18 protein-coding genes are annotated in these 14,970 nt (G+C 73.0%); 5 read left to right on the top strand and 13 right to left on the bottom strand.

Annotated elements, in window-relative coordinates:
- Positions 1 to 44: 44 nt before the first annotated feature.
- Together G6R20_RS02180 and G6R20_RS02175 are read left to right on the top strand one after the other, a co-directional pair.
- On the top strand, positions 45 to 596 hold the full coding sequence (locus G6R20_RS02180) for a hypothetical protein (protein ID WP_069389613.1): 552 nt from the start codon (positions 45 to 47) through the stop codon (positions 594 to 596).
- Positions 597 to 812: 216 nt separating this feature from the next.
- Positions 813 to 1,271 carry a hypothetical protein gene (locus G6R20_RS02175; RefSeq protein ID WP_240341235.1) on the top strand — a complete coding sequence of 153 codons (459 nt, stop codon included), beginning with the start codon at positions 813 to 815 and terminating at the stop codon, positions 1,269 to 1,271.
- A gap of 10 nt (positions 1,272 to 1,281) precedes the next feature.
- Here G6R20_RS02175 and G6R20_RS02170 read toward each other — a convergent pair whose 3' ends face one another.
- The gene (locus tag G6R20_RS02170; RefSeq protein ID WP_143337705.1) at positions 1,282 to 1,914 is read right to left on the bottom strand and encodes a L,D-transpeptidase; all 633 of its coding nucleotides are present in this window, start codon (positions 1,912 to 1,914) and stop codon (positions 1,282 to 1,284) included.
- 158 nt (positions 1,915 to 2,072) lie between these two features.
- On the opposite strand from G6R20_RS02170, the gene G6R20_RS02165 reads away from it, so the two are divergent.
- Together G6R20_RS02165 and G6R20_RS02160 are read left to right on the top strand one after the other, a co-directional pair.
- A complete protein-coding gene (locus G6R20_RS02165) occupies positions 2,073 to 2,810 on the top strand; it encodes a L,D-transpeptidase (protein ID WP_096906101.1) in 738 nt (245 codons plus the stop codon).
- A gap of 70 nt (positions 2,811 to 2,880) precedes the next feature.
- The gene (locus tag G6R20_RS02160; RefSeq protein ID WP_096907355.1) at positions 2,881 to 3,528 is read left to right on the top strand and encodes a DUF1801 domain-containing protein; all 648 of its coding nucleotides are present in this window, start codon (positions 2,881 to 2,883) and stop codon (positions 3,526 to 3,528) included.
- A 49-nt stretch (positions 3,529 to 3,577) separates the two neighbouring features.
- On the opposite strand, the gene lysS is transcribed toward G6R20_RS02160, so the two are convergent.
- The 3 genes from lysS to G6R20_RS02145 all read right to left on the bottom strand — a co-directional run bounded on the left by lysS (position 3,578) and on the right by G6R20_RS02145 (position 6,712).
- Positions 3,578 to 5,212: a lysine--tRNA ligase gene (gene lysS / locus G6R20_RS02155; RefSeq protein ID WP_163375453.1), complete on the bottom strand. Its 1,635-nt coding sequence runs from the start codon at positions 5,210 to 5,212 to the stop codon at positions 3,578 to 3,580.
- A gap of 62 nt (positions 5,213 to 5,274) precedes the next feature.
- Positions 5,275 to 6,207 (bottom strand): glutaminase A, encoded by a 933-nt coding sequence (glsA, locus tag G6R20_RS02150; protein WP_069388838.1) that lies wholly within the window; start codon positions 6,205 to 6,207, stop codon positions 5,275 to 5,277.
- A 49-nt stretch (positions 6,208 to 6,256) separates the two neighbouring features.
- Positions 6,257 to 6,712: a rhodanese-like domain-containing protein gene (locus G6R20_RS02145; RefSeq protein ID WP_163375452.1), complete on the bottom strand. Its 456-nt coding sequence runs from the start codon at positions 6,710 to 6,712 to the stop codon at positions 6,257 to 6,259.
- Between the two features lie 289 nt (positions 6,713 to 7,001).
- Between G6R20_RS02145 and ygiD the strand changes: the two genes are divergently transcribed.
- Complete coding sequence (gene ygiD / locus G6R20_RS02140) at positions 7,002 to 7,802, top strand: 4,5-DOPA dioxygenase extradiol (RefSeq protein ID WP_069388836.1); 801 nt, start codon at positions 7,002 to 7,004, stop codon at positions 7,800 to 7,802.
- Between the two features lie 251 nt (positions 7,803 to 8,053).
- On the opposite strand, the gene G6R20_RS02135 is transcribed toward ygiD, so the two are convergent.
- The 9 genes from G6R20_RS02135 to folP all read right to left on the bottom strand — a co-directional run bounded on the left by G6R20_RS02135 (position 8,054) and on the right by folP (position 14,933).
- Complete coding sequence (locus G6R20_RS02135) at positions 8,054 to 8,824, bottom strand: type III pantothenate kinase (RefSeq protein ID WP_067711588.1); 771 nt, start codon at positions 8,822 to 8,824, stop codon at positions 8,054 to 8,056.
- Between the two features lie 16 nt (positions 8,825 to 8,840).
- The gene (gene panD / locus G6R20_RS02130) at positions 8,841 to 9,266 is read right to left on the bottom strand and encodes an aspartate 1-decarboxylase (RefSeq protein ID WP_067711586.1); all 426 of its coding nucleotides are present in this window, start codon (positions 9,264 to 9,266) and stop codon (positions 8,841 to 8,843) included.
- On the bottom strand, positions 9,267 to 10,253 hold the full coding sequence (gene panC / locus G6R20_RS02125) for a pantoate--beta-alanine ligase (RefSeq protein ID WP_069388835.1): 987 nt from the start codon (positions 10,251 to 10,253) through the stop codon (positions 9,267 to 9,269).
- On the bottom strand, positions 10,250 to 11,203 hold the full coding sequence (locus G6R20_RS02120) for a DUF2520 domain-containing protein (protein ID WP_069388834.1): 954 nt from the start codon (positions 11,201 to 11,203) through the stop codon (positions 10,250 to 10,252). The genes panC and G6R20_RS02120 overlap by 4 nt, the downstream gene beginning before the upstream one ends.
- Before the next feature lie 159 nt (positions 11,204 to 11,362).
- Positions 11,363 to 12,607: a DUF6779 domain-containing protein gene (locus tag G6R20_RS02115; protein ID WP_205475705.1), complete on the bottom strand. Its 1,245-nt coding sequence runs from the start codon at positions 12,605 to 12,607 to the stop codon at positions 11,363 to 11,365.
- A 100-nt stretch (positions 12,608 to 12,707) separates the two neighbouring features.
- The gene (locus tag G6R20_RS02110) at positions 12,708 to 13,184 is read right to left on the bottom strand and encodes a DUF3180 domain-containing protein (RefSeq protein WP_163375451.1); all 477 of its coding nucleotides are present in this window, start codon (positions 13,182 to 13,184) and stop codon (positions 12,708 to 12,710) included.
- The gene (gene folK, locus G6R20_RS02105; RefSeq protein WP_205475700.1) at positions 13,181 to 13,711 is read right to left on the bottom strand and encodes a 2-amino-4-hydroxy-6-hydroxymethyldihydropteridine diphosphokinase; all 531 of its coding nucleotides are present in this window, start codon (positions 13,709 to 13,711) and stop codon (positions 13,181 to 13,183) included. The genes G6R20_RS02110 and folK overlap by 4 nt, the downstream gene beginning before the upstream one ends.
- Entirely contained in the window at positions 13,708 to 14,115 is a 408-nt protein-coding gene (gene folB, locus G6R20_RS02100) for a dihydroneopterin aldolase (protein ID WP_069389588.1), read from the bottom strand. Before folB ends, folK begins: the two co-directional genes overlap by 4 nt.
- Entirely contained in the window at positions 14,115 to 14,933 is an 819-nt protein-coding gene (gene folP / locus G6R20_RS02095) for a dihydropteroate synthase (protein WP_163375706.1), read from the bottom strand. The genes folB and folP overlap by 1 nt, the downstream gene beginning before the upstream one ends.
- Between the last annotated feature and the right edge of the window lie 37 nt (positions 14,934 to 14,970).

The following is a 14,970-nucleotide window of genomic DNA, read 5'->3' as shown; positions in this document are numbered from 1 at the left end:
GACGTAAACCACAAGCGCACATTCGTGCCGGAAGGGTGATCGACATGACCGCGTACACGCCTCGCGCGCCCCACCGCGAGGACCGCTCCGAGACGTCCCCCTCCCGCGACGGGCTCATCCCGCACGTGCGGAACCGGATCGGTGCCCTCATCGCGGTGGCGGGCCTCGGAGCGGCACTGCTCAGCCTCTACCTCCCGTGGCTCTCCACCGACGGGGGCGGACAGATCACGGCGATCGGCATCACCGAGATCATCGACGTCCGCGGCGTCGCTCCGGTCCTCTTCCTCGGGCTGGTCCTGATGTCCTTCCTGGTGGCGGTGACCACGGTGACCCGACTCGGCGCCTTCGCCTACGCGAGCGCGATCGTGGCGCTGGCCGTGCTCGCCGCCCACCTCGCATTCGTGTGGACGCTCGGCTCCTCCACCGGCAGCGCGGACCCGATCCTGGCGGGGCTGCCGTCCGACGCATCCGTGACGTTCGGCCCCTACGTGGCCGCGCTGGGGTTCGTCCTCGTGTTCGCCGGGTCCGTATGGGCGGCCCGCGCCGCCGACTACCTCTTCCCGGACGTCGAGGCGGGGCGACACCTCCGCGACTGAGCGACACCGGCCGACGCGGGCCCGCCGCATCGGGTGGATGCACTGACGGTTCGGGCATATCATCAGGTCAGGACCACACAGGCGGCCCGGCGTCGCCGAAAGGCGATCCTCATGGCCGCGTACACACCTCCCCCACCCCACCGGATCCCCCTCCCCACGAGGACCCCCACCCGGACCAAGGTCATATCCCGCGGACGGAGTCGACTCTGCGCACTGGTGGAGGTCGGAGGCCTGGCCGTCGCCCTGCTCAGCCTCTACCTGCCCTGGTTGAGCACCGGGCGGGGCGAGCAGATCACCGCGCTGGGGATCACCGACCTCATCGACGTCCGCAGCGTGGCACCCGTGCTCTACCTGGGCCTGGTGGGAATGCTCCTGTTGGTGGCGGCGACCGCGGTGACGCGACTGGGCGCGTTCGCACTGGCCGCCGCGGTGGTGGCGGCGGGCGCCCTGGTCGGACACCTCGCGTTCGTGTGGATCCTCATCGCCTCCACGGGGGAGGCGGAACCCATGCTGTCCGGCCTGCCGGCGGACGCGTCGGTCACCTTCGGGCCCTACGTGGCGGCCCTGGGCTTCGTCACGGTGGCGGCGGTGTCGGCGTGGGCCGCCTTCACCGCCGAGTACGTCCACCCCGACCCCGGTTCGGGCCACCGGACGATGGACGCGCGGGTGATCTAGTACGGGTGATCTAGAAGACCACCACCGTGTCGCCGACCTGCAGCCGATCGAAGAAGGTGGCGGCCGCGGGCTGGTCCAGGCGGATGCAGCCGTGCGACTCGACCGTGGGGTCGCCCTCGTGGAACGCGATCCCCCCGACGAAGTACACCGCGTAGGGCATGGGCGCGTTGTCGAACAACCGGCTCACCTCGTGCCGCACCTTTCGCGTGACCTGATAGGTCCCCCTGGGGGTCTCCCAACCGGCCATGCCGTGGGACATCCGCACCGGCCCGTAGCTCAGACGCTCCCCGGACTGCAGCCACGCCCGGTTCCCGTCCAGGTCCACACACGCCGCCGCGGTACGCGGGCACGGGCTCTGCGGGGTCGGGTCCGGAGGCGGAGGCGGGGCGGGCTGCGGTGAGCGGGCCTGGGACGGGGCGAGACCGGGTGGCGGGGCGATGCCGGCGGCGGCGAGCGAGCCGCCCACCGAGGTCCGCACCTGCTCCTCCGCCTGCGCCGAGCCCGCCTGTGCCTGGTCCACCACCTGCTGCACCTCTGCCGGGAGGCCGACCGGTAACTGCGCGGACGCCACCGGGGCCGCCCCTCCGACGGCGATCAGCGCGGCGGCCACCACCGCTCCCGCGCGCGATAAGAGTGTGTCCATCCCCGGATTATCGCCCACCCGGATCGCCCGGACGTGCGACTCGCAATCACGTTCCGGTCTCGTCCCCACGGACGGACCCGCGGCGGGAGGGTGCCGAGCGGGGCCCGGGAGTTCGCGGGCCGGCTGACCCGCGGGCGGGGAATGGATAGGGTCGCGGCATGGCCTCTCGGAGTAGTACCACCGGCCGGGTTCGCCTGCTGGCACTCGGCGCCGCCGCGCTGCTCGGCGCCTCCGCCGCCGGGACCGCGTCCGGGGTGTCGCCCTCGGCCACCCCGCCCGCCGACGCCGCCGGTGTCACGGAGACGGACACCCGGATCGTGACCGATGCGCCCCCGCAGCCGGTGGCCGTCGACGAGCAGATGGTCCGCTCGGTCGCCCACCGGGTCCTGGAGGAACAGGGGCGGCCGGCCCACCTGACCGACGTGGACCTCGTCGCCCGCGACGTGCTGGCCGGCGGCCCCGTCGAGGCCGGAGAGGTGGACGAACTGACGCGTCAGACCCTGCTCGGGAACGGTCCCGGCGCCCCGGACACCGTCGGCGAACCCGCGCCATCCCGGTGCCCACCGACCGCCCGGGCGTGCGTCGACGTCGACGGCAAGCGGGCCTGGATGGTCGACGACGGGGAGATCACCTACGGTCCCGTCCCCGTGACCACCGGCATGCCCGGCTACGAGACCGCGCGGGGCGCGCACCGGATCCTGCGGCACGTGCGCCACGACCACAGCCGGGTCTTCGACTCCCCGATGCCGTACTCGACCTACTTCACCGTGGACGGCATGGCATTCCACCAGGGTCGGCTGGACGAACCGTCCCACGGGTGCGTCCACCTGGGCCAGCAGGCGGCCGCACACTTCTTCGAGCAACTGAGGGTCGGAGACGAGATCGTCGCATTCTGACCACGGGGCGGGGCGATCGTTGTGCACCTGAGCCTGGCCCGGCTGTGCGTGTCGGTCTAGCGTCGTGGGCATGACAGGTCCCCCGCTGCCGCTGCCACGGCTCTCGGCCCCGGCGACGCGCGCCCTGGCCACCGCGGGAATCACCGACCTGCGGCACCTCGACGGCACCCCGGAGAAAGACGTCCTCGCGCTCCACGGGGTGGGACCGTCCCAGCTCGGCGTCCTGCGCGAGGCGCTGACCGCCGCCGGGCTCGCCTTCTCCGCCCCCGTGTCCCGGCCCGCGGCCACCGGCCGCAACGACAACACCACGCTACTACCCACCGGGGCGCCGCCGAGGCAATGGATCGAGGGCCTTCCCACCGCTCGGCGCGTCGACGACGGCCTGCGACTGCTCGCGATGTTCGACGAGATCACCGGGGAGCCGGCCTCGATGTGGGCCGGTTCGATCGTCGGATACGGACACAGCCACTACGTCTACGACAGCGGCCGGGAGGGCGACACCTTCGTGGTGGGCTTCAGCCCGAGGTCGTCGGCGACATCCCTCTACGGGCTCCTGGGCGGGCCGGACGAGGAGGAGCAACTGGCCCGACTCGGCCCCCACAAGAGCGGAAAGGGCTGCCTCTACGTGACCAGGCTCGACCGGATCGACGCCCGCGCGCTGCGCGACATGGTCGAGTCCGCGTGGGGCCGGCGGGCGGCCGGCGCGGGGGCGCCTTGACCGGCGACCCGAGCGCCGGCCGGGCCGCAGCCCCACCCGGCCGCCGCCGTCAGTCGCGCGGCAGCGGCTTGACCATCGGGAACAGGATGGTCTCGCGGATGCCCAGGCCGGTCAACGCCATGAGCAGTCGGTCGATCCCCATCCCGAGCCCGGTGGTCGGCGGCATGCCCTGCTCCATCGCGGCGAGGAACTCCTCGTCGAGCACCATCGCCTCGTCGTCACCCGCCGCCGCGAGCCGTGCCTGGTCCTCGAAGCGCTGACGCTGGATGACGGGATCGACGAGCTCCGAGTAGCCGGTCGCCAGCTCGAATCCGCGGACGTACAGGTCCCACTTCTCCGTGACCCCGCGGTCGGTGCGGTGATCGCGGGTCAACGGCGAGGTCTCCACGGGGAAGTCCCGCACGAAGACCGGTCCGTCGAGCTGATCGCCGCACAGGTGCTCCCAGAGCTCCTCGACGAGCTTGCCGTGCAGCCACCCCTGGCCACTGGGGACCTCGAGACCGACCTTCCCCGCCAGTTCGGTGAGCTCGTCGACCGTCGAGTCGACCGTGACGGGGTCCTCGTCGTCGTCCCCCACCACCCCGGGGTGCTTGGCGCGCAGCGCCTCGTTGAGGGACGGGTACATCCGCATCTCGCGCCACTGCCCGCCGAGGTCGTACTCGGTGCCGTCGGCGAGCGTGACCGTCGTGGAGCCGAACACCGCGTGCGCGACCTCCTGGATGACCTCGCGGATCATCGTGGCCGAGGTGTCGTAGTCGCCGTAGGCCTGATAGGTCTCGAGCATCGCGAACTCGGGACTGTGCGAGGAGTCCACGCCCTCGTTGCGGAAGTTGCGGTTGATCTCGAAGACCCGCTCGATCCCGCCCACCACGCACCGCTTGAGGAACAGCTCGGGGGCGATGCGCAGGTAGAGGTCCAGATCGAGCGCGTTGGAATGCGTGATGAACGGCCGTGCCGCCGCGCCGCCGTGCAGCGTCTGCAGCATCGGCGTCTCCACCTCGAGGAAGCCGCGCTTCTCCAGGGCGTCACGCAGGGCGCGGACCACCTTGATGCGGGTGATGGCATTGCGGCGGGCGGCGTCCCGCATGATCAGGTCGGTGTAGCGCTGGCGGACGCGGGTGTCCTCGCTCAGCTCCTTGTGCGCCACCGGCAGCGGGCGCAGCGACTTGGCCGCCAGCACCCAGGAATCGGCCATGACGGACAGCTCACCGCGCTTGGACCGGACCACCCGGCCGGTCACCGAGACATGGTCACCGAGGTCGACGTCCTGCTTCCACGCGTCGAGACGCTCCTGGCCGACGGCTGCCAGCGAGAGCATCACCTGCAGCTGCGGGGTGAGCGGTCCCACCTCCCCCTCCGCCACCGGGGCGGACAGGTCCGCCGACGGGTCGAGACCGTCCTGCAGGCGCACGAAGCACAGCTTGCCCGTGTTGCGGATGAACAGGACCCGGCCCGCCACCGAGACTCGGGCGTCGGTCTCCTCACCCGGCTCCAGCGCGAGGAAGCGGGGGTCCGAGGTGATCTCGGCGAGCCCGTGGGTACGGGGGACCTCCACCGGGTAGGCCTGCGCCCCGGAGTCGAGGATGCGCTGCCGCTTGTCGCGGCGGATGCGCAGCTGCTCAGGGGTGTCGTCGGCGGGCTCACCGGTGGCGGCCCCGGGCGCGGCGGGAGTCGAATCGGTCACGACTGTCGAGGATAGTCGTGACCGGCCCGGGGACCGAACCCGTGGGCTGCGACCCGTCGGCCTCAGGCCATGTCGAGGACGTGCAGCTCCAGTCGGTCGGACAGCGCCTCGATCGCGGCGGCGGCGCGCACACTGTTGCCGTGCTCGTCCAACCGGGGCGAGTACGCGGCCACCCCGAGCCGGCCGGGCACCACCGCGAACAGGCACCCCGAGACGCCGCTCTTGGCGGGCAGACCCACCTGGTAGACCCAGTCCCCGGCCGCGTCGTACATGCCGCACGTGAACATCACACTGTTGGCGTAGCGCACCGCCCGTCGACCCAGGACCTGCTCGCCGTCACCCGGCAGCCGCCCGCCGCCCGCGAACATCGCGGCCATGTGCGCCAGCTCGCGGGTGTCCACCCGGATCGCGCACTGCCGGCCGTACCCGGACACCACCTGGTGGGGGTCGTCGGCCAGGGTGCCCTCCTCCGCCAGCAGATGCGCGAGCGCCTGGTTCCGGTGGGCGCTCCGGGACTCGATGTCGATGATCTGCTGGTCGACCTCGACCTCCCGGCCCACGAGGCGGGAGAACATCACGCGGATCTGTTCGAAACGGGTGTCCTCGTCGTCGTCCTCCTCCCCCACCAGCGCGTGCGCGGCCAGCGCGCCGGCGTTGACGAGGGCGTTGGGGGCGCGGCCGGTGCCGGCCTCGAGGGAGATCTCGTTGAACGGGTCCCCGGAGGGTTCCACCCCGATCCGCTTCGCGACCACGTCGACGCCCTTCTGGTCCAGCGCGAGCGCGTAGACGAACGGTTTGGAGGCGGACTGCAGGTCGAAGAGCGTCTCGTCATCGCCGGCCGAGACGACGTGGCCGTCCAGGTCGCAGACCGCCAGCGCGAGGGCGTCGGGGTGGGGGTGCTCGTAGTCGCCGAGGTGGGGGACGACGTCGCCGGAGACGTCCTCCCGGACCTCGTCGAGGATCTCGGCCAGCAGGTCTGCGGAGATGTCCGTCATGGTGCGACCGTACCGGCGCCGGCGTGCCGACGCCCCCGGTCGACCAAGCTCAGTGTGCCGAAATGGCCGAGCGCTCCCGCAGCAGGTGGTCGGCCCCGGAGAGCAGGGCCAGCGCCCGGGCGGCCCGGAGTGCGTCGTGGCCGCCGTCCACCGCGCGGACACCGCGGACGCCACGCGAATGGAGCTCCAGGACGAACAGTTCGGCGTCGAGGCCGTCGTCGCTGACGAGGACGACCGCCCTGCCGTCGGTGACGGCGGAGAGCGGCGCGGCCGATCGGGGGTCGAGCAGATCGACGACGGGCCGGGCCTCCACGGCGACGGCGCCCGCGAGCACCCCCTGGCGCTCACGCTGGGCCCGGGACCGGATGTCGACGACGAGGGCGCCCGCACGGACCGCCGCGGGGTAGTCGCCGGCGGCGAGGGTGGTCGAGACGCCCGTGCTGGACGACGTCGCCGTGGCGGGGGTTCCCGCAGTGGCGGAGGTGGTGCTGAAGCTGGTGGTCATGCCGGTGCTCCCGGAAGAGGTGAAGGCGGCTGGGGCGTGGCGGGGGCCTGCCGGTCGGGGACACCTGTGCTGGACGCGCGCGGAGGCCACCGGACCGGCTGGGGGCATTCGTCGCGTTGTCATGCGGCCATAGTAGACAGACCGGTCTATCTACCGCAAGGGCCGCCCGCGCGCGCGGGGCCGGCGCACGGGGTGGGCGCACGGGGCCGGCGCACGGGGCCGGCGTGGCGGTCGACACTGGCGCCCGGCCGGGTAGTTGATGCATCATGTATGTGAGAGAAGGAGAACCATGACCGCCTCGCCCCCCTCGACCGCCCGTCAACCCGCCGTCTTCATCGGCCACGGCGTTCCCCTCAACGCCCTCGAGGAGAACGAGTGGACCCGCCAGTGGGCCGCCCTCGGCGCATCCCTGCCCGAGCGGCCGCGGGCCGTACTGGCCGTGTCGGCGCACTGGTACGTAGGCGCCACGGCGGTCACCGCGATGTCGGCGCCGCGCACCATCCACGACTTCTACGGCTTCCCCCGCGAGCTCAACGAGTTCGAGTACCCCGCCGCGGGCGCCCCGGAGCTCGCGGCCGAGGTGGCCGAGGCCGTCAAGCCCACCTGGGTCGGCGCCGACCAGGACTCCTGGGGCCTCGACCACGGGACGTGGTCCGTCCTCACGCACGTGTTCCCCGACGCCGACGTGCCGGTGGCGCAGTTGTCGGTGGACGCGTCCAAGCCGGCGGGTTACCACTTCGACCTGGGCACCCGGCTGGCCGCCCTGCGGGATTCGGGCGTCCTCGTGCTGGCCAGCGGCAACGTGGTGCACAACCTCGCGGCGGTGGACCCGTCGCTCGGCGACGCGGGCACCGACTGGGCCCACAGGTTCGACGACCACGCACGGGAACTGCTCACCACGCGCCCCGAGGACGCCCTCGCGCTGACCGAGCACCCGGACGCCCGGCTGGCCGTGCCCACGGCGGACCACTTCCTGCCGCTGCTGTACACGGCGGGAATGGCGGCGGGCTCCAGCGAGACGCTCGACGCGTTCACCAGGGGCTACGCCTGGGGTTCGGTCTCCATGACCAGCTACCGCTCGGCGGCCTGAGCCCGGAGCCCCGGGCCCGGCCACCCTCCCGCGTCCGGCGGCCGGGCGGGCCTGAGCCACGGCCCCGGCATCCGCTCGGCCGCCTGCTCGCCCCCGACAGTCGCCTCTCTCGACGGCGTCTCGCGCGCCCCGCGGTGCAGGCCAGACGCCATCGCTGCGGGCGGCTGCGTTTCCGGCGGACAGGGGCGCGAGCGGGAGTCCATGCGCGGGAGCCCCTGCGTGTGAGGGAGAACCTCGGCGAGCTGCTCAGCTCAGGAATTGCGCTCGAACACCAACCGCAGACCCTCCAGCGCCAGTTCGGGCTCGACGTCGGTGATGGTCCGGGATTCCTCCGCCACGACGTCCGCGCGCAGCCCCGTGAGGACGACGGAGGCGTCGGCGAGCTCGGGGACGTCGGTGCGCAGCCGGTCCACGAGTGCGTCGATCTGGCCGGCGAACCCGATCACGATGCCGGCCTGAAGTGCCGCGACGGTGTTCTTGCCCAGGGCTCCCTTCGGCCGCACGACCTCGATCTTGCGCAGGGCGGCGGCGCGCTCGGCGAGGGCGTCGACGGAGATGTCGATGCCGGGCGCGATCGCCCCACCGAGCAGCTCGCCGCGGGCGGAGACGGCGTCGACGGTGGTCGCCGTGTCGACGTCGACGACGACGACGGGCCCCTCGAACAGCGTGTGGGCGGCCAACGCGTTGACCACGCGGTCCGAGCCCACCTCCCGCGGGTTGTCGACCTTGAGCGGCACCCCGGTCTTCACCCCGGGCGCGACCACGACGGCCGGAAGTCCCGGCCAGTAGTCGGCGGCCATCCGGCGCAGTTCCCCGGTGACAGACGGGACCACGGACATCGCGGAGATTCCGGTGAGCTGCTGCGCGCAGTCCCCCAGCAGGCCGCGGATGGTCAGGGCGAGTTCGTCCGAGGTCACCGCCGGTGACGTGCGCATACTCCAGGTGCGCACGAGCGGCCCGCCGCCCGGGGGGAAGATGCCGAGCCGGATGTGGGTGTTGCCGACGTCGACGGTGAGCAGCATCTTCTGTCCGCGCTGCCTAGACGGCGGCGGGCTCCGGCACGCGGGGGTTCTTCAGACCCGAACCCTCGGGCACGTCCGCGGGGTCGGTGCCCTCGGTGAGCATGCGGTTGTCGCCGTCGACGAACACCACGCGGGGGGAGTAGGCCCGCGCCTCGGCGTCGGACATCTGGGCGTAGGCGATGATGATGACCAGGTCGCCGGGGTGCACGAGGTGGGCGGCGGCGCCGTTGATGCTGATCACGCCGGAGCCGCGCTCGCCGGTGATGGCGTAGGTGGTCAGGCGGGCGCCGTTGTCGATGTCGACGATGTCGATCTGCTGGCCCTCGAGCAGGTCGGCGGCATCCATGAGGTCGGCGTCGATCGTGCAGGAGCCGACGTAGTGCAGGTCAGCCTGGGTGACGGTGGCACGGTGGATCTTGGAGTGGAGCATGGTGCGCTGCATCTACTGGCCTTCCTCGAGGTCTCGGGCCATCTCGGCCTGTTGGGCGGCGACGGTGGCCTCGGCGGCGGCGACGAAGCCGGTGCCGATCGCCACGCCGACGTTGTCGATGAGTCTGGTGGTCCCGATGCGGGCCGCGACGAGGAGCCTGCCGGGACCCTCCTCCGGCGGTTCCCCGAGGTCCCCGGCGCGCAGCTCGAGGTAGTCGATCGTGATCTGCGGCCGCTCGTCCAGGACCGCGCGGGCGGCGTCGACGACGGCCCGGCGCCCGCCCTTCGCGGCGAACGTCCCCGCCACGAGGGCGGCGTTGAGGACGGTGGCCAGTTCCCGCTCCTCGGCGGACAGGTAGCGGTTGCGGGAGCTCATCGCCAGCCCGTCCGACTCCCGGATGGTCGGGACGCCGACCACACGCACGTCCATGTCCAGGTCCGCCACCATCTGGCGGATGAGCACCAACTGCTGGTAGTCCTTCTCCCCGAAGAACGCCTGGTGGGGGGAGACGATGTTGAACAACTTGTTCACCACGGTGAGCATCCCGGCGAAGTGGCCGGGTCGCGCGGCCCCGTCGAGGATCTCACCGGTCGGGCCGGGCTGCACCGTCGTGCGGGGGCCGTCCGGGTACATTGTGGCCGCGCTGGGCGCGAAGACGAGTTCCACGCCGGCGTCGGCGAGCCGGGCCACGTCCTCGTCGAGGGTGCGTGGGTAGGCATCGAGGTCCTCGCCGGGCCCGAACTGCAGCGGGTTGACGAAGATCGACACCACCACGACCGACCCCGGCGTGCGGCGGGCCGCCTCGACCAGCGCGAGATGCCCCTCGTGGAGGGCGCCCATGGTGGGGACGAACGTGATCTGCTTGCCGACCTTGCGCAGCGACTCGGTGACCGCGCGCAGCGAGGACGGGTCGTGGTGGATGGTCAGCTCACCCCGGTTGTATCCGGTGTTCGGGCGACCGGGGACCGCGGTCCGGACCGCGAAGGTGGCGGGGGTCATCGAAGCTGCTCCGTGAGGTCGGGGGCCAAGAGGTCGGTCACGTCGGCTCCGGCCCCGACGCGGTCGGCGGTGCGCAACGCGAGCGCCCGGTAGCCGGCGGCGATTCCCCCGTCGACGTCCTCGAGGGCATCGAGGTGGCGGGAGACCGTGACGGCGTCACCGCGCATCACCGGACCGGTCAGGGCCGAGTCCCCGGAGGCCAGGACGTTGTCGAGGGCGGCCCGCAGGAGCGGCTCCAGGGTGCGGCGCGCGAGCGCCTCCGCGTCCTGCCCGAGCATGCCGTCGGGATCGCCCTCGACTCCGCCCCCGGGCAGGACGGCGAACGACGCGGCGAGCGCCTCGGCGGCGTCGTTGACGAGGGTGACGAGGTGGTTGGCGCCGTGCGCGAGGGCCGCGTGGTAGAGGGCCCGATGGGATTCGGCGACGGTGACGGGCAGGCCACCGGTCTCCATGACCAGCATCTGGCCGACGACCAGTCCGATCTCGTCCGGGGAGGTGAGCGCCCACGAGCACCCCTCCATGCGGTCGATATCGGCCGCTCCCCCGGTGAAGGTCATGGCCGGGTGCGCGGCGACGACCACGGCACCGGCGTCGGCGGCGGGGCGCAGGACTTCCGCGCCCACTGCGCCGGCCACGTGGACGACGATGTGGCCCGGACGGAAGGCGTTCACGTCGGCGAGCTCGGCCACGACCCCGGGCAGGGCCGAGTCCGGCACCGCGAGGATGAGGAGTTCGCCCGCCGCCGCCGCGCCGGCGGGATCGGTGATGCGGGCCTCGGGGAGGCGGCGGGCAGCGAGGTCCCGCGACTGCGACGAGCGTGCGACGAGGGCGGAGACGACGTGTCCCCGCCGCTCGAGCGCGGCGCCCACAGCGGTGCCCACGCGACCCGCGGACACGAGGCCGATGGACAGGCGGGCAGGGGGTGTTCCGGTGACGCCGTGGTCGGACATCTCAGGGTGCTCCAGTGCTCGATCCGTTCCAGGCCCACTCACTGATGGTGGGTCCCGGACATCTCGCAGGCGAGAGTAGTCGCGGCTGCGGCCACGAGCAGCATCAAGTGTCGTACTTCACACAACCGATGCGAGGGGCGGCGCCACCGTCGGCGCGGCTCAGTCCTCCGCGCGACGGCGGCGGCGGCCCGATGTGGATTCGGACCCCTCCCCCAGCCGCGCCATGAGTTCTGCCACCGACAGACCCGAGCCCTCGCCGTGGCGACTCGGCGAAGCCGACTCGGTGGCCGGGGCCTGCGTCGACTGCGACCGCGGCTGCGTGGCCGTCTCGCCGGCCGTGGCGGGCGACTCGTGTGTGCCGGCCTTCTCGGAGGGGGACGACTCGTGCTTGCCTGCCTTCTCCGAGGAGCCGGACGCGGCCGCGCCCCCGGACGCCACCGGGGATCCCGACGCGGCGGTCTTGTCCGACGTGGCGCCCTCGACGGCCGACGCCGCGGGCCGGGAGCTCGTGCTCGTGCTCGTATTCGCGGGCGTACGCGCGGGCTCGGGCGAGCTGGCGGGCTCGGGCCGTGCCTGCGGTCGCGAGGTGGCGCCGGAGCCGAAGCCGGAGCTGCTGCCGGCGCTGCTGCCGGCAGCGGAACGCGCATCGCGCGCGCCGGACGTGGGGCGCACCGCCGGGCGACGGGGGTCCCCCGCCGGCGTGTCGGACCGGGACTCCCGATCGGAGACCGGGGTCAGTCGCTCGGTGCGCTCGGTGCTCGGGGTGACGTCCGGACCGACGCCGGAGGCCGATGATGCGGGGGACCGCGTCGCGCCGGAAGCGGAACGGGGACCCGCGACCGGGCCGGAGTCCGATCCCGGGGCACGCCGACGGGGCGCCACCCGCTCGGACGGGACGGACGGCAGCGACGATCCCGCACCCAGCTGCCCGGCGGGACCGAGCCCACCGACCGCGAAGCGGTCCTCGGGGAGACTGACGCCCAGTGCGCCGAGCTGCTCGCGCAGCGCCGCGATCTCTTGCCTCAGTGCGACGATCGAGTCACTGGTCTCGGCGCGCACCGAGGCCCGCAGGTCCCGCTCCACGACGAGCTCGTGCTCCCGGCGGGCGGAGATCTCCCTCTCGAGCTGCAGTTCGTAGACGGTGTGCAGGTCGCGGACCCGGGCGGCCTCGGTGGCGGCCTGCCGCCGGTACCGGGCGACGAGGAACGCGCCGATGAACGCGGCCCACAGTGCGGAGAGTGTCCCGATGCGCATCCAGACCGGGTTGTCGGAGAAAACCATCACGACCGTGGCGATGATCGCCAGGAGGAGCAGCACCCCCAGGGCGATGTTCGCCAGTCCACGATCGTCGCCTCGCGCGGGGCGAGCTGACCGGGGCTTGTCCATCGCGCCGTCGGAACTCATGCCCCGCATGATACGCGGAGAATCACGGGTCACACGGGTAACCAGCGCGTGTCTGCAGTAACGGGGGCGGGCATGAGAGGACCGGTCCGGCTCGGGCCCCTCAGGCGGGGTCGGGGAGGCCGCCGTTCTCGTCGTCGTCGGGGGGCGTCTCACACGCCGATTCGAGGAAGAGTCCCGCCGCCACCAACACCGCGCCGGACACCAGGACAGCGACTGATGCGGGCAGCTCCGCGCCCGCCACCGCGAGGTCGCCGAGCCGTGACAGGAAGTACAGCGTCAGCCCGGCCCCTGCCCCGGCGCCCGCTGCGCCGAGCACGGCGGAGGCCTGTCCGAGAGCGGCGCTGCGGGCGATGGTGAGCGGGTGCATCTGGCTGCGGTCCTGCCCGACGCCGCCGTCGGAGATCGCGGCGCGGATCCGCAGGGACAGCAGCACGTCGACCACCGCGATCGCCACGAGGGTCACCCAGCCGAAGCCGATCGGGGTCACAGCGCCGAGGTAGGACCCGGTGAGAACGTAGGCGGCCACCGCCGCGACGAGCGCCACCAGGACGAGGGTGGACTTCGCGACACGCGTCATGTCACTCCCCCCGGGCCGCGGGGCGCCAACGGATCGGGCAGCCGGCGCATCGCGGCGACGTCCCCGGGATCGAGCGCGTCGAGACACTCCCGGACCGGCACCCCGTCCAGCCGGGCGGCCGGGTCGATCTCCAGCCACGGGACCATCACGAAGGCCCGCTCGGCCGCGCGGGGGTGCGGCAGCGTGAGCCTCGGGTCGTCGGACGCCACCGGCTCACCGCCCAGCTCGGCGGTCACCACGTCCACGTCGAGGGTGCGCGGACCCCAGCGCACCTCGCGGGTCCGGCCTGCGGCCCTCTCGCGGGCGAAACCCCACTCGAGGACGTCGGTCGGGGAACCGGGATGGTCGACGACGAGGACGGCGTTGAGGAAGTCGTCCTGCTCGACGCCGCCCCACGGCGGGGTGGCGTACACCGACGAGACCGCGCGCAGGATGCCGTCCGCGGCCGCGGCGTCGACGACCCCCCGCAGCAGCGAGAGAGCGTCCCCCTGGTTGCCGCCGATCGACAGCACCGCCCGGCAGCTCACCGCGCTCCCCCCGCGGCGCTCCCGCCCGCGCGCGAGCGGTGGGCCACGACGGCGACGTCGGCGAACTCCGCCGGGATCGGCGCCTGGGGCTTGTGCAGGGTCACCTCCACCGCGTCCGCACCAGGGGCCATCTCCATGATCCCGTCGGCGATCCTCGAGGCGACGGTCTCGATGAGGTCGAGCGATGGTCCGGCCACCACATCACGGGCGAACAGGGCCAGCGCCCCGTAGTCGACGGTGTCGGCCAGGTCGTCGGACGCGGCGGCGGCCGTGAAGTCGGTCCACAGGACGAGGTCGACCAGGAAGTCCTGGCCGTCCCGCTTCTCGTGCTCGAAGACCCCGTGCGTGCCGCGCACCTTCAGGCCCCGCAGTTCGATCCGGTCGAGTTCGCTGCGATCCGCCATCAGTTCACCCCCGCCCGTCCGGCCGCCCACGCGGCGGCCACCCTCACCGCGTCCGCACTGGGGCCCACGTCATGGACCCGGACCGCCCACGCGCCGGCGGCGGCGGAGAGCGACGTGATCGCGGCCGTCGCCGGATCGCGGCCCGCCACCTCGCGCGGTCGGGCGTCCGATCCGGGCAGCAGCGACCCGAGGAACCGTTTGCGGGACGCGGCGACGAGTACCGGGAACCCCAGCTCGATCAGTCGGTCCAGCCCGTGCAGCAGCGCCCAGTTGTCGTCGGCGTCCTTGGCGAAGCCGAGGCCCGGGTCGAGCACGATGCCGGCGGCGTCGACCCCCGCGGCGATCGCGGCGTCGGCGCGGCGGGCCAGGTGGTCGCGCACCGCACCCACGACGTCCCCGCCGTAGTCGGATCGGCCTCCCGCGCCGGCGCGGTACTCGTCCGGAGACACCCAGTGCATGAGGATGACGGACGCTCGGTGCTCGGCCACGACCCTCAACATGTCGGGGTCGGCGAGCCCGCCCGAGACGTCGTTGACGATCGCGGCGCCCTCCTCGAGGGCACGCGACGCCACCCCGGCGCGCATCGTGTCAACCGAGACCGGCGCGAGGCCGGACACCGCACGAACCAGCGGGACGACCCGCTGCTCCTCGTCCGACTCCTCGACGCGGAGGGCGCCGGGCCGGGTGGACTCCCCACCGATGTCGATGAGGTCGGCGCCGTCGGAGACCATGCGTCGGGCGTGCGCGACGGCATCGTGATGCGCGAGGTGGCGCCCACCGTCGGAGAAGGAATCGGCCGTGACGTTGAGGACGCCCATCACCGCGCACCGGTCCGGGCGGGGCAGCAGACCGGGC

Origin of the sequence: Dietzia sp. Alg238-R159, assembly GCF_900537145.1 — a bacterium.
Taxonomy (GTDB): Bacteria; Actinomycetota; Actinomycetes; order Mycobacteriales; family Mycobacteriaceae; genus Dietzia; species Dietzia kunjamensis.
Note: the sequence above shows the minus strand (reverse complement) of the source record. Positions and strands in the feature narration are given on the sequence as shown.

What these genes read in the sequence shown, in the direction of transcription:
- G6R20_RS02180 (WP_069389613.1), top strand. Translation starts at nt 45, where the DNA reads ATGACCGCGTACACGCCTCGCGCGCCCCACCGCGAGGACCGCTCCGAG.
- G6R20_RS02170 (WP_143337705.1), bottom strand. Translation starts at nt 1,914, where the DNA reads ATGGACACACTCTTATCGCGCGCGGGAGCGGTGGTGGCCGCCGCGCTG.
- G6R20_RS02165 (WP_096906101.1), top strand. Translation starts at nt 2,073, where the DNA reads ATGGCCTCTCGGAGTAGTACCACCGGCCGGGTTCGCCTGCTGGCACTC.
- G6R20_RS02160 (WP_096907355.1), top strand. Translation starts at nt 2,881, where the DNA reads ATGACAGGTCCCCCGCTGCCGCTGCCACGGCTCTCGGCCCCGGCGACG.
- glsA (WP_069388838.1), bottom strand. Translation starts at nt 6,207, where the DNA reads ATGACGGACATCTCCGCAGACCTGCTGGCCGAGATCCTCGACGAGGTC.
- G6R20_RS02145 (WP_163375452.1), bottom strand. Translation starts at nt 6,712, where the DNA reads ATGACCACCAGCTTCAGCACCACCTCCGCCACTGCGGGAACCCCCGCC.
- ygiD (WP_069388836.1), top strand. Translation starts at nt 7,002, where the DNA reads ATGACCGCCTCGCCCCCCTCGACCGCCCGTCAACCCGCCGTCTTCATC.
- G6R20_RS02135 (WP_067711588.1), bottom strand. Translation starts at nt 8,824, where the DNA reads ATGCTGCTCACCGTCGACGTCGGCAACACCCACATCCGGCTCGGCATC.
- panD (WP_067711586.1), bottom strand. Translation starts at nt 9,266, where the DNA reads ATGCAGCGCACCATGCTCCACTCCAAGATCCACCGTGCCACCGTCACC.
- panC (WP_069388835.1), bottom strand. Translation starts at nt 10,253, where the DNA reads ATGACCCCCGCCACCTTCGCGGTCCGGACCGCGGTCCCCGGTCGCCCG.
- G6R20_RS02120 (WP_069388834.1), bottom strand. Translation starts at nt 11,203, where the DNA reads ATGTCCGACCACGGCGTCACCGGAACACCCCCTGCCCGCCTGTCCATC.
- G6R20_RS02115 (WP_205475705.1), bottom strand. Translation starts at nt 12,607, where the DNA reads ATGAGTTCCGACGGCGCGATGGACAAGCCCCGGTCAGCTCGCCCCGCG.
- G6R20_RS02110 (WP_163375451.1), bottom strand. Translation starts at nt 13,184, where the DNA reads ATGACGCGTGTCGCGAAGTCCACCCTCGTCCTGGTGGCGCTCGTCGCG.
- folB (WP_069389588.1), bottom strand. Translation starts at nt 14,115, where the DNA reads ATGGCGGATCGCAGCGAACTCGACCGGATCGAACTGCGGGGCCTGAAG.
- folP (WP_163375706.1), bottom strand. Translation starts at nt 14,933, where the DNA reads ATGGGCGTCCTCAACGTCACGGCCGATTCCTTCTCCGACGGTGGGCGC.